Source organism: Amycolatopsis sp. NPDC098790 (assembly GCF_044759945.1).
In the GTDB taxonomy this organism is placed as follows: domain Bacteria; phylum Actinomycetota; class Actinomycetes; order Mycobacteriales; family Pseudonocardiaceae; genus Amycolatopsis.
Genome location: NZ_JBIWAI010000003.1, coordinates 388,883 through 403,452, shown reverse-complemented (window position 1 = coordinate 403,452; position 14,570 = coordinate 388,883). Strand labels below are relative to the sequence as shown.

At 73.6% G+C, this 14,570-nt stretch carries 1 protein-coding gene; it reads right to left on the bottom strand.

Features of this window, described 5'->3' with window-relative positions; translation table 11 throughout:
- Window positions 1–356: 356 nt before the first annotated feature.
- Window positions 357–14,570, bottom strand: a complete 14,214-nt coding sequence (locus ACIQWX_RS27265) for a type I polyketide synthase (RefSeq protein WP_400876830.1) — start codon at window positions 14,568–14,570, stop codon at window positions 357–359.

The following is a 14,570-nucleotide window of genomic DNA, read 5'->3' as shown; positions in this document are numbered from 1 at the left end:
GTTGTGGACAAGTGCGGTGGTGGTTGTGCTTTTCCGGTCGGTTCGTCGGGGGTGGGCGGTACGCTGGAGCGGGGTCAGCCCCCAGGGATGGGTGGGGTTTGGTCGGTGGGTCCAGGGGCGCCCCGCAGGGCGGGAAAATGGCCGGGGAGTGGGCCCTGTAGGCGTGGTTCGGCCAGCGTGCGGAGGCAATCGGCCCGGCAGAACGCGGGGGCGAAGAGATTCTGCCGACCAGGCGCGCCCCGGCCGGGCGGGCTCGGCCCGCAGCGCAAGCGCTAGGCGGCCCGCAGAGCGACCGCGCCGGACGGCACGAGATCCGGCTGGGGGTCCGGTTGTGCCGTCCGGTCGGGTGCTCCGCTTCAGTCGAGGTCCAGTTCGTCGATCAGGGCGAACATCTCGTCGTCCGTGGCCGACTCCAGCTTCTCCTCCACCGCCGTCGCCGCGCCCGATGCTCCGTTCACCCGGGCCAGCAACTCCTGCAACCTCGACCCCAACGTCGCCCGGGCCTGGGAATCCGCCAGCAGCTCCGGCAACGCGAACTCCACCCGGTCCAGCTCCGCCAACGCCGGCAGGATCGCCGCCGGGACGTCCGGGACCAGCTCGGACCTCAAGTACTCCACCAGCACCGTCGTCGACGGGTAGTCGAACAGCAACGTCGCCGGCAACCGCAACCCCGTCGCCGCCCCCAGCAGGTTCCGCAACTCCACCGCGCTCAACGAGTCGAAGCCCAGTTCCAGGAACCCGCGGTCCGGCTCGATCGCGTCCGGGCCCGCGTAGCCCAGCACCGTTGCCGCTTGCGTGCGGACCAGGTCCAGCAATGCTCCGTCGCGCTCGGCTTCCGACATGCCCGCCAGGCGGTGCGTCAAGCTGTCCACCGGGTCGATCGACGCCGGCCGGACCGCTCGGCGGACCGGGGTGCGGATCAAGCTGCGCAAGATCACCGGGATCGCGTCCTCACCCACCCGGTCGCGCATCGCCTCCACCACCAGGCGGACCGGGAGCAGCACCGCCTCGTCCAGTGCGCACGCCACGTCGAACAAGTCGAGACCCTCGTCCGACGGCATCGGCTCGACGCCGCCACGCGCGAGCCGCGACAAGTCCGCCTCCCCCAGCTTGCCCGTCATCCCGCTGCGCTCGGCCCACAGGCCCCACGCCAGGGACAACGCCGGCAACCCCTGCGCGCGGCGGACGTGCGCCAGTGCGTCGAGGAACGCGTTCGCCGCCGCGTAGTTCGCCTGGCCCGTTCCGCCGAACGTGCCCGCCAGGGACGAGAACACCACGAACCCGGCCAGGTTCATCCCCGCCGTCAGCTCGTGCAGGTGCCACGCCGCGTCGACCTTGGGCCTCAGCGCCGTGTCGAGCTGGCGGGTCGTCAGCGCCGACACCACGCCGTCGTCGAGCACGCCCGCCGTGTGCACCACCGCCGTCAGCGGGTGGTCGGCCGGGATCGCCGCCAGCAACGCCGCCAGGGAATCCCGGTCGGCGACGTCGCACGCGGCCATCGTCACCTCCGCGCCCCACGCCGTCAGCTCCGCGACCAGCTCGGCTGCGCCCTCCGCCGCCGGGCCACGACGGCTCGTCAGCACCAGCCGACGCGCGCCGCGTGCGGTCACCAAGTGGCGGGCGACCAGCGTGCCGAGCGTTCCCGTCGCGCCGGTGATCAGCACCGTGCCTTCCGGGTCCCACGCCGCTACCGGCGCCGGGCTCGTCGCCGGGACGCGGGCGAGGCGCGGCACCTGGATCGCGCCGATCCGGACCGCCACGTGCGGCTCGCCGCAGGCCACAGCCGACGGCAGGGCCGCGTACGAGACCTCGCGGTCGTCCAGGTCGACCAGGACGAACCGGCCGGGGTTCTCCGACTGCGCCGAGCGGACCAGGCCGACGACCGCCGCCGTAGCGAGGTCCGTGATGCCTTCGCCGACCCGGGTCGCGATCGCGCCCTTGGTCACGAACACCAGCCGCGAGCCGGCGAACAGGGCGCTCGCCAGCCACTCCTGCACCTGCTCGAGCGCGCCGTGGGTGGCGGTCCGGACCGCGCGCGTGACGTCCTCGTCCTCGTGCGGCCCGCTGGTCACCACGACCACTTCAGGCACCGGGGCACCTGCCACCACGGCCGCTTCGAGCGCGTCGAAGTCCGGGTAGGACTCCACCGGGACGCCCGCGGTCCCCAACGCCTTGGTGACGCGGACGCCGACGTCCACCCCGACGACCGCCCAGCGTTCGGCCGCCGAGTGGCTGACCGGCGTGATCGGGGCCATCACCCAGCCCACCCGGAACAACGACTCGTGGTACGCCGACCGCGCGACGTCGAGCTGCTCGGCCGACACCGGCCGCAGCGTCAGCGAGCCGACGGTCGCCACCGGCAGCCCGTCCTGGTCGGCCACCGCCAGGGACACCGTGTCGTCGCCTTGCCCGGTGACACGCACCCGCAGCGCCGACGCGCCGTGGGCGTGCAGCGTCACCCCGGCCCAAGCGAACGGCAGGACCGCCCGGCTTTGGTCCCGCAACGCGACGGTGTGCAGGGCGGCGTCCAGCAACGCCGGGTGCAGGCCGAAGCGAGAGGCTTCGGCAACCGAAGGCTCAGGCAGACCGACTTCGGCGAAGATCTCCTCGCCGACGCGCCACGCCCGGCGCAGCCCTTGGAACGCGGGCCCGTAGTCGAACCCGTTGCCCGCGATGCGGTCGTAGAGCCCGTCGAGGTCGATGGGCTCGGCGCCGGCGGGCGGCCACGTCCCGGTGAGGTCACCGGCGGCCGGGGCGGCCACCGCGGCGAGGGTGCCGCTCGCGTGCGTCGTCCACGGCTCGTCCTCCATGGCGCCGTCGGCGCGGGAGTAGATGTCGATCGAGCGGCCGCCGAACCGGTCCGGCCCGCCGACGGCGACCTGCAGCCGGACGCCGCCGGTTTCCGGCAGCACCAGCGGCGCCGCGAGGGTCAGTTCCTCGACGCGTTCGCAGCCGACCTGGTCCGCCGCGTGCACGGCCAGCTCCAGGAACGCCGTCCCGGGCAGCAGGACGCTGCCGAGCACGACGTGCTGCGCCAGCAGCGGGTGGCTCGACGCCGACAACAGGCTCGTGAACAGCGCGCCGTCGGAACCGGCCAGCGCGACCGACGCGCCCAGCAGCGGGTGTCCCGGTTCGCTGAGGCCGGCGCCGGTGACGTCGCCGGGCGCGGCCGGGGCGGCCAGCCAGTACCGCTCGCGCTGGAACGCGTACGTCGGCAGTTCGACGTGCCGGCCACGGCCGTGCACCGTGGCCCAGTCGACGTCGCCGCCCGCGGTGTGCAGCCCGGCGAGCGCGGTCAGCAGCGACCGCTCCTCGTCGTGGCCCTTGCGCAGCACGGATCCCACGCTCACTTCGGCCGGGCCGGCGCAGTCCGGGACGAGCGCGGCGAGCACCGCGTCCGGGCCCAGCTCGACGAACCGGGTGACGCCGTCGGCGACCAGCGCGGCGACGCCGTCGGCGAACCGGACGGCCTCCCGTACGTGCCGCACCCAGTACTCCGGCGTCGTGACGTCTCCGGCCGCCACGACCGGGATCGCCGGCTGCCGGTAGGTCAGTCCCTCGGCCACCGAAGCGAATTCGGCCAGCATCGGGTCCATCAACGGTGAGTGGAACGCGTGTGAGACGTCGAGGCGTTTGGTCTTGCGGCCGAGCGCGGCGAAGTGCTCCTTCAGCGCCAGCACGGCGTCGGTCTCGCCCGAAACGACTACGGCTTCGGGTCCGTTCACCGCCGCCAAGGACACGCGCTCGTCGAGCAGCGGGACGACCTCGGCCTCGGAGACGCCGATCGCGACCATGGCCCCGTCCGAGGGCAAGGCTTCCATCAGCCGGCCTCGCGCAGCGACCAGTTTCGCCGCGTCCGTCAGGGAAAGCACCCCGGCGACGTGGGCGGCGGCCAGTTCGCCGATGGAGTGCCCGGCGAGGAAGTCCGCGCGGACGTCCCAGGATTCCAGGAGCCGGAACAACGCCACTTCGAGGGCGAACAGCGCGGGCTGGGTGAACCCGGTCCGGTCGAGCCGCGCGGAGTCGTCGCCGAACACGACGTCCCGCAGCGGGACGTCGAAGTGCTCGCACACCGCGTCGAAGGCGTCGGCGAAGGTCGAGAACCGTTCGTACAGCTCGCGGCCCATGCCGAGCCGTTGCGCGCCCTGGCCGGTGAACAGGAACGCCGTCCGGCCGGTTCGCACGGTGTGGACGGGCCGGTCCGCGGCCAGCGCGGCCAATCCGTCGCGCAGTTCGCCGAGGCTTTCGCCGACGACCACCGCTCGGTGACCGAACTTCGCCCGGACGGCGAGCGACCGAGCCACGTCGGCGGTGTCCACTTCGGACTCCGTGAACGTCAGCAGCCGGCGGGCTTGGCCACGCAACGCGGCTTCCGATCGGGCCGACACCGGCCAGGCCGTGAACCGTTGCGGCGTAGCGACCTCCGCTGGCTCGTCCGCGATGGGAGCCTCTTCGAGGATGGTGTGCACGTTCGTGCCGCTGACTCCGAACGACGACACCGCCGCGCGACGCGGGTGGCCGTTCGCCGCCCACTCGACCGGCTCGGACAGCAGCTGAACGCGGCCGGCGGTCCAGTCGATGTGCGGCGACGGCGTCTCGGCGTGCAACGTGCGCGGCAGGACGCCGTGCCGCAGCGCTTGGACCATCTTGATGACGCCGGCGATGCCGGACGCGGCCTGGGTGTGCCCGATGTTGGACTTCACCGAGCCCAGCCACAGCGGCCGGTCGCGGTCCTGGCCGTAGGTCGCGATGAGCGCCTGCGCCTCGATCGGATCGCCCAGAGTCGTCCCGGTACCGTGCGCTTCGACGGCGTCCACTTCGGACGGTGTCAGCGCGGCGTCGGCGAGTGCGGCGCGGATGACGCGCTGCTGCGCGGGTCCGCTCGGCGCCGTCATGCCGTTGGACGCGCCGTCCTGGTTGACCGCGGACCCGCGCACCACGGCGAGCACCGGGTGCCCGCGCCGCTGCGCGTCGGACAGCCGTTCCACCAGCACCATGCCGACGCCCTCGGCCCAGCCCGCACCGTCGGCGTCCGCGGAGAACGCGCGGCAGCGGCCGTCCGGCGACAGCGCGCGCTGCCTGCTGAACTCGACGAACGTGTCGACCGCGGAGATCACCGTGACGCCGCCGGCCAGCGCGAGGTCGCACTCGCCGGACCGCAGGGCCTTGACCGCCCAGTGCAGCGCCACCAGCGACGACGAGCACGCCGTGTCGACCGTGACCGCCGGGCCTTCCAAGCCGAAGGTGTAGGCGATCCGGCCGGACGCGACGCTGCCCGCGCTCCCGGTCGCCAGGTGCCCCTCGAACTCGCCGGGTGCGTGCCGCAGCCGGCCGCCGTAGTCGTGGTAGTTGGAGCCGACGAACACGCCGGTCCGGCTGCCGCGCAACACCGCGGGGTCGATGCCGGCGCGTTCGACGGCCTCCCACGACGTCTCCAGCAGCAGCCGCTGCTGCGGGTCGATCGCGGGTGCCTCGCGGGGCGCGATCCCGAAGAACGCCGGGTCGAAGTCCGCCGCGTCGTGCAGGAAACCGCCGCCGCGCGTGTAGAACGTGCCCGGCTTGTCGGGGTCCGGGTCGTAGAGCCGGTCGAGGTCCCAGCCGCGGTCGGCAGGGAACTCGCCGACGGCGTCGACCCCGTCGGCGACGAGCCGCCAGAGGTCCTCGGGGTCGGCGACGCCGCCCGGGTAGCGGCACGACATCGCGACGATCGCGATCGGCTCGTCGGTGTTCACGACCACCGGTGCCGCCGCCTCGACCACGGTGTCCCCGGCCAGCTCGCGCCGGACGTGCTCGGCGAGCGCGACCGCGGTCGGGTGGTCGAACACCAGCGTGACCGGCAGCCGCAGGCCGGTGGCCTCGCCGAGGCGGTTGCGCAGGTCGACGGCGGTGAGCGAGTCGAAGCCGAGGTCGCGGAAGGCGCGGTCGGGCTCGATGGCCTCGGGCGAGGAATAGCCGAGCGCCACCGCGGCCTGGGCCTGGATCAGTTCCAGGACCAGCCGGTGCTGTGCGGCGACGTCGAGCCCGGTCAGCCGCTGCGCCCAGCCGGTTTCGACGGCTTCCGGCGCCGCGGCTTCGGAGATGCCCAGCAGGGCGGCGCTGGGCCGGCCCTGGGCGAGGGTCTTGCGGTAGCGGTCCCAGCGGATGTCGGCGACGGCCAGCACGATCTCGTCGTCGGCCAAGGCCTGCCCCAGCGCGTGCAGCGCCGGTTCCGGGTCCATCGCGGGCAGGCCCTGCTCGGCCAACCCCTCGCCGCGGCCACCGCTCCACGCTCCCCACGCCACCGAAGTCGCGGGCAGTCCGGCCGCACGGCGTTCGCGGGCGAGCGCGTCGAGGTAGGTGTTGGCCGCCGCGTAGCTCGCCTGGCCCGGCCCGCCGAGCGTGCCCGCCAGCGAGGAGAACAGGACGAACGCCGCCAGCTCGCGGTCCGCGGTCAGCTCGTGCAGGTGCCGCGCGGCTTCGGCCTTGGGCCGCAGCACGCGCGCGATCCGCTCGGGGGTGAGGCTGTCGAGGACGCCGTCGTCGAGCACGGCGGCGGCGTGCACCACCGCGGTCAGGTCCGGCAGCCCGTCGAGGAGGCCGGCCAGCTGCGCGCGGTCGGCGACGTCGCAGGCCACGACGGTCAGCTCGGTGCCGAGGTCGGCGAGTTCGGCGGTCAGCTCGGGAACGTCCCGGCCGCGCCGGCTCGTGAGGACCAGGCGGTCGGCGCCGGCCCGGGCGAGCCACCGGGCCAGGTGCGCGCCGATACCGCCGGTACCGCCGGTGAGCAGCACGGTTCCGGACACCGTCCACGGCTGTTCGGCGCGAGCCGGCTCCGCGCGGACGAACCGGCGGCCGAAGACCCCGGACGCGCGGACGGCGACCTGGTCCTCGGGTCCCGGCGCGCCTAGCACGGCGGCGAGGCGGGCGATAGCGCGGGCGTCGAGGTCGGCCGGGAGGTCGACGAGCCCGCCGAAGCGCTGCGGGTACTCCATGGCCGCGATCCGCCCGAAGCCCCAGGTCAAAGCCTGGTCGGTGGCGCGGATCGGGTCGGTCGCGCCGGTGCTGACCGCGCCGCTCGTGGCGCACCACAGCGGTGCGTCGATCCCGGCGTCGCCGAGGGCGTGCAGCAGCGTGAGGTTCGGCTCGAGATCGGCCAGGAGCGACAGCACGCCCTCGCACGGCCCCGCTTCGCGAAGCAGCTCGGCACACCGCGCACGGTCCACATCGGACGGAAGTTCCAGCAGGCGTGCGCCGAGTCCGCCGGCGAGGTCCGGGGCACCGGCCGGGGCCACGACCAGCCAGTTGGCGACGACCGTCCCGGACGCAACGGAAAGGGGGATCCACTCGACGCGGTAACGCCAGTCGTCCACAGTGGACTTCGTCGGCCGGTGGCCGCGCACGGGAGCGTCCAGCCAGTAACGCTGGTGCTGAAAGGCGTAGGTCGGCAGCGGGACCGGGCGGGCACCGGGGAACACCGGTGCCCAGTCGACGTCGACGCCGCGGACGTGCAGCTCGGCCAGCGACGTGCGGAACCGCGTCAAACCGCCCTCACCGCGCCGCAGCGTGCCGACGGCGATCGCGCCGGGAACGACCTCGGCGATCGCGGACGAGACGACCGGGTGCGGGCTGACCTCGACGAACACCGCGTGCCCGAGCGACTCGACGGTCTGCGCGAACAGCACCGGCTGCCGCAGGTTGCGATACCAGTAACCGGCGTCCAGGGTCGCGGTGTCGATCGGCTCGGCCGACACCGTCGAGTAGAACGGGACTTCGCCGGTCCGCGGTTCGACCGCGGCGAGCACGTCCCGAAGTTCGCTCTCGATCGCTTCCACGTGCGCCGAGTGCGACGCGTAGTCGACCGGGATCAGGCGGGACCGGACGCCGTCGGCCTGGCACTGGGCGAGCAGTTCGTCCAGGGCACCGGGTTCCCCGCACACGACGGTCGAGGACGGGCTGTTGTAGGCCGCGATCGAGATCCGGCCGTCCCACTCCCCGAGGAGCTTCTCGACGTGCTCGGCGTCGAGCGCGATGGAAGCCATTCCGCCCTGGCCGGCCAGGCCGGCGGCGATCGCCTTGCTGCGCAGCGCGACCACCCGGGCACCGTCGACAACGGACAGTCCACCCGCGACGACCGCCGCGGCGATCTCGCCCTGGGAGTGCCCGATCACGGCGTCCGGCGTGACGCCGTGCGCCTGCCACAACGCGGCCAGCGAAACCATCACCGCCCACGACAGGGGCTGCACGACGTCGACGCGCTCCAGCGTCGACTCACGCAGGGCGTCGAACGGCGACCAGTCGACAAAGGACTCCAGCGCCGCCGCGCACTCCGCGAACCGCTCGGCGAACACCGGCGACGAGTCCAGCAGCTCCACAGCCATCCCGGCCCACTGCGCACCCTGGCCAGGGAACACGAACACCGTCCGCCCGGCCGGACCCGCCACTCCGGTGACCACCGACGCGCTCGGCGTCCCGGCGGCGAGGGCACGCAGACCGCTCAGCAGGTCCGGACGGTCGTCGCCGAGCACGACGGCCCGGTGCTCGAACGCGGTCCGCGTCGAAGCGAGGGACCAGCCGACGTCGGCGACGTCGAGCTCACCCGCGACCGCCGACAGTTTCTGTGCTTGGGCCGGAAGACCGGCTGCCGAGCGCGCCGAAAGCACCCACGGCACGGGCCCGGTGACGGGCTCCCGCGAAGAGGCGGGCTCGGGAGCGGGATCGTGCTCGAGGACGACGTGCGCGTTGGTGCCGCCGACACCGAACGACGAGACACCGACACGGCGCGGTCCCGGCTTCTCGGGCCACGGCGTCGCCGACGTGAGCAGTTCCAAGGCTCCGGAAGACCAGTCGACGTGCGGCGACGGGCGGTCCGAGTGCAGCGACCGCGGCAGGACGCCGTGGCGCATGGCGAGGACCATCTTGATGACCCCGGCCGCACCCGCGGCGGCCTGGCTGTGCCCGATGTTCGACTTGACCGAGCCGAGCCACAGCGGCCGTGAACGGTCGCGCCCGTAGGTCGCCTGCAGGGCCTGCGCCTCGATCGGGTCGCCCAAAGTCGTACCGGTGCCGTGCGCTTCGACGGCGTCCACATCGGACGGTTCGAGGCCGGCCGCGGCCAGTGCGGAGAGGATCACGCGCTGCTGCGACGGGCCGTTCGGCGCGGTGAGGCCGTTGGACGCGCCGTCCTGGTTGGTCGCGGTGCCGCGGACGACCGCGAGCACGCGGTGTCCGTTGCGCCGGGCGTCGGACAGCCGCTCGACGAGCAGCATGCCGACGCCCTCGGCGAGGCCCATGCCGTCGGCGTCGGCGGAGAACGGCTTGCTGCGGCCGTCGGCAGCCAGCGCGCGCTGGCGGCTGAACGCGACGAACGGCGCCGGCGTCGACATCACCGCGACGCCGCCGGCCAGCGCGAGGTCGCACTCCCCCGACCGCAGTGCCTGGCCGGCCAGGTGCAGGGCGACGAGCGACGACGAGCAGCCGGTGTCGATCGTGACCGCCGGGCCTTCGAGGCCGAAGGTGTAGGCGACGCGGCCGGAGGTGACGCTGCCGGTGCCGCCGGTCACCAGGTGCCCTTCGACGCCTTCGGGGACTTCCTGCAGCCGGGGACCGTAGTCGTGGCCGCTGGCGCCGACGAACACGCCGGTGCGGCTGCCGCGGACGGCGGCCTGGCCGAGGCCGGCGTCTTCGAAGGCCTCCCACGCGGCTTCCATGACGACGCGCTGCTGCGGGTCCATCGCGAGGGCTTCGCGCGGGCTGATGCCGAAGAAGCCCGGGTCGAATTCGGCCGCGTCGTAGAGGAACCCGCCGGCGCGGGTGTAGCTGTGCCCCGCGCGGTCCGGGTCGGGGTCGTACAGCGTGCCGGGCTGCCAGCCGCGGTCGCCGGGGAACTCGCCGATGGCGTCGGCCTCGGCCACCATCAGCTCCCACAGCTGCTGCGGGCTGCCGACGCCGCCGGCGAACCGGCAGCTCATGCCGACGATGGCGAGGGGCTCGTCGGTCACGACCGCCGAGGCGGCCACCGCGGGTGCGGGGGCGCCGAGCACTTCGGTGCGGACGTGCCGGGCGAGGGTCGTCGCGTTCGGGTAGTCGAAGACCAGGGTGGCGGACAGTTTCAGGCCGGTGACGGCGGTGAGCCGGTTGCGCAGTTCGATGGCGGTCAGCGAGTCGAAGCCCAGCTCGCGGAACGCCCGGGAGGCGTCGACGTCGTCCGGTCCGGCGTAGCCGAGGACGGCGGCCGCGTGCTTGCGGACCAATCCGAGCAGTTCGCGGTCCTGGTCCGGTTCGGACAGTGCGGACAGCTTGACCCGCAACGCACCCGCCGCGCCGGTCTGCTCTTCGGTTACCTCCGAGGCGGCGGCCAGCACGGCGGCGACCTCGGGCACTTCGGACAGCAGCGGTCGCGGGCGGGCGGCGGTGAAGACCGGGACGAACCGCTCCCAGTCGATGTCGGCGACGGCGAGGAACGGCTCATCGTGGTCGAGGACCTGGCCGAGGCCGAGCAGGGCGGGTTCCGGCGCCATGAACGGGATTCCGCGCCACTTGAGCTGGTCGGCGACGACGTCGGAGACCATGCCGTCACCCGCCCAGATGCCCCAGGCGACCGAGGTCCCGGCGAGGCCGCGGGCGCGGCGGCTCTCGGCGAGCGCGTCGACGAAGGCGTTGGCGGCGGCATACGCGCCGTGGTCGCCACTGCCCCACACGCCGGCGACGGAGGAGTACAGCACGAACGCGTCGAGGTCGGCGTCGGCAAAGAGAGAATCCAGGTGACGGGCGCCGGCGAGCTTCGCGCGGGCACCCTCTCCGAACTCGGGCAACGTCGTGTCGGCCAGCGGCGCCAAGAGTCCGACGCCGGCGGTGTGGACGACCGCGCGGACGTTCGACAGGCCGTTGATCAGCGAAGACAGTGCCTCGCGGTCGGCGACGTCGCAGGCGGCGATGGTCACCTCGACGCCTAGCACCTCGAGTTCTTCGCGCAGCTCGGCCGCTCCGGGCGCGTCCGGTCCGCGGCGGCTGGTAAGCACTAGATGCTCAGCTCCGCGGCCCACGAGCCAGCGAGCGACGTGCGCGCCGAGCCCGCCGGTGCCGCCGGTGATGAGCGCGGTCCCACTCGTCCGCCACTCCGGAGCGATGCCTTCGACCGGCGCGCGACGCAGGCGACGCTGGTACACGCCGGTCGCGCGGACGGCGAGCTGGTCCTCGTCGCCGATGCCAGTGAGGACGGCGCCGAGCCGGGCCGCGGCCTGCTCGTCCAAGGTCTCGGGCAGGTCGACCAGGCCGCCCCAGCGGTCGGGGTGTTCGAGGGCGAGCACCCGGCCGAGGCCCCACGTCGTGGCCTGGCCGGGGCGCGGCAGTTCGTCGCCGGGCACGACGACGGCTGTCCCCTGGGTCGCCAGCCAGAGGGGTGCGGTGATCTCGGCGTCGCCGAGGGCCTGGGACAGCAGGAGGTTCGCCGCCAGCCCCCGGGACAGCACCGGGTGTTCGGGGTGGCTGTGCTCGTCCAGCGCGAGCAGCGACAGGACACCGGCTAGGTCGGCCCCGTGCAGCCGCTCGGCCAGTGACGCGCGGTCGTCGGACTCGTCGACGCGCAGCGTGCGGACTTGCGCGCCCGCCTTTTCCAGGGCGTCGAGGCAGACGTCGGGCGCGTTGACGACCAGCCACGTCCCGGTCAGCGCCGGCGTCGGTTCGGCGACCGGGTGCCAGGTGATCCGGTAGCGCCACTGGTCCACAGTGGACAGCTCGGTGCGGCGGTGACGCCAGTCCGTGAGCGCCGGCAGCACGTCTTGCCAGGGCGTTTCGGCGGTGACGCCCAGCTCGTCGGTGAGGGCACCGTCCTCGACGGCGGTCCAGAACCCGTCGTCCGCCACGGTGGTTTCGACCGGCGTCTCGAGCCAGTAGCGCTGCCGCTGGAAGGGATATGTCGGCAAAGCGACCGGGCGGCCGTGCGGGTGGACGGCCGCCCAGTCGACGTCACGGCCCTGCGCCCACAGCTGCGCGACCGACGTCAGGAACCGGGGCAGGCCGCCCTCGCCGCGACGCAGGGTGCCGACGACGGCCGCCGCCCCCGGGTCGAGCGTGTCGTCGAGGGTCTCCTGGATGCCGCCGCCCAGCACGGGGTGCGGGCTGGACTCGACGAAGAACCGGTGCCCCTCGGCGATGAGCGTCCGCGTCACGTCCTGGAAGCGGACACGCTGCCGCAGGTTCCGGTACCAGTAAGCGGCGTCGAGGGTCGACGCGGTCTCACCGGTGACGCTCGAGACGAACGTGACCTGCGGGGCACGGGGTTCGAGGTCGGCCAGGGCTTCCAGGAGTTCGGTCTCCAGGACCTCGACCACGGCGGAGTGCGAGGCGTAGTCGACCGGGATGCGGCGCACGCGCAGGCCGTCGGCCTCCGCGCGGGCGAGGACTTCTTCGACGGCGGCGATCTCGCCGGAGATGACCACGGACGCGGGGCCGTTGACGGCCGCGATCGACACCCCGTCCGCGAGCAGCGCCTCGACCTGAGCTTCCGGCGCCGCGACCGATGCCATCGCGCCCAGGCCCGCGAGCCGGCCGGCGATCAGCTTGCTGCGCAGGGCAACGACCTTGGCTCCGTCCGAAAGGGACAATGCACCGGCGACCACAGCGGCCGCGATCTCGCCCTGGGAGTGCCCGACGACGGCGTCCGGCGTGACGCCGTGCGCCGCCCACAGCGCGGCGAGCGACACCATGACCGCCCACGAAACCGGCTGGACGACGTCAACCCGTTCCAGGGCCGCCGCGTCACCGAGGACGTCGGTCAGCTTCCAGTCCACGAAGGACTCCAGCGCGGCCTCGCACTCGGCCATCCGGGCGGCGAACACCGGCGACGCACTCAGCAGGTCCACGGCCATGCCGGCCCACTGGGCACCCTGGCCGGGAAACACCAGGACCGTGCCGCCCACCGCCTGGGCCTCGCCGCCGAGGCCCGCGGCCGTGCCGGATTCGGCGATCTCGCGGACGCCCGCGAGCAGGGTGGGCAGGTCCCGGCCGACCACCGCGGCACGGTGCTCGAACGCCGACCGCGTGTGGGCCAGGGCCCAGCCGACGTCGGCGATGTTCGCGTCCGGCAGCGACGCCAGCTCCGCCGCACGGGCCTTCAACGCGGCTTCGGAACGGCCGGACAGCACCCACACCGCGGTGTCCACAGTGGATGGTTCGACGTCGGCGGGTTCCTCGGTGACGCCTTCCAGCACGACGTGCGCGTTGGTGCCGCTGCCGCCGAACGACGACACCCCGGCCCGGCGCGGCGCACCCGTCTCGGGCCACTCGACCGGCTCGGTCAGCAGCGACACCGCACCGTCGGTCCAGTCGACGTGCGGGGTCGGCTCGCCGACGAACAGCGTCTTCGGTAGGACGCCTTCGCGCAGGGCCAGGACCATCTTGATCACCCCGGCGAGCCCGGACGCCGCCTGGGTGTGGCCGATGTTCGACTTCACCGTGCCCAGCAGCAGTGGCCGCGAGCGGTCCCGGCCGTAGGTCGCCTGGAGAGCCTGCGCCTCGATCGGGTCGCCCAGCTTGGTGCCGGTACCGTGCGCCTCGACGACGTCGACCTGCTCGGGCGCGAGCCGCGCGTTGGCCAGCGCCGCTTCGATCACGCGCTGCTGCGAAAGCCCGTTGGGCGCGGTCAGGCCGTTCGACGCGCCGTCCTGGTTGATCGCCGTGCCGCGGATGACCGCGAGCACCGGGTGGCCGTGCTTGCGCGCGTCGGACAGCCGTTCCAGCAGGACGACACCGACGCCCTCGCCCCAGCCCGTGCCGTCGGCGTCGGCCGAGAACGCGCGGCAGCGGCCGTCGGCGGACAGGCCGCGCTGGCGGCTGAACTCGATGAAGTTGCGCGGGTTCGCCATCACGGTCGCGCCGCACGCCAGGGCCATCGAGCACTCGTCGTTGCGCAGCGCGGTGACCGCCAGGTGCAGGGCGACCAGGGACGACGAGCACATCGTGTCGACGGTGATGGCCGGGCCTTCGAGCCCGAACGTGTAGGCGAGCCGGCCGGACAGCACGGCGGCCGAGCCGCCGGTGAGCAGCAGCCCCTCCAAGCCCTCGGGCGCGGTGACCATCCCGCCTGCGTAACCCTGGTTGCTGGCGCCGACGAACACGCCGGTCTTGCTGCCGCGCAGGGCCGCCGCGTCGAGGTTCGCCCGCTCGAAGGCCTCCCAGGTGGTCTCCAGCAGGAGCCGCTGCTGCGGATCCATCGCGGTGGCCTCGCGCGGCGAAATGCCGAAGAAGGTGGGGTCGAACTGGGCGGCGTCGGTCAGGAAGCAGCCGTCGCGGACGTAGCTGCGGCCGACCCGCTCGGGGTCCGGGTCGTAGAGGTCGGGGTCCCAGCCGCGGTCGGCCGGCCACGGCGATACGGCGTCCCGGCCGTCGGCCAGGAGGTCCCAGAGCTGTTCGGGGGTGGCGACCCCGCCCGGGAAGCGGCAGCTCATCGACACCACGGCGATCGGCTCGGCGCGGCGCTCGGTGACGTCGTGCAGGCGCCGGTTGGCGAGCTTCAGATCGGCCGTGACCCGCTTGAGGTAGTCACGGAGCTTGTCCTCGTTGCGCATCTGCGTCGGCTCCTGTTGTCCGGTCAC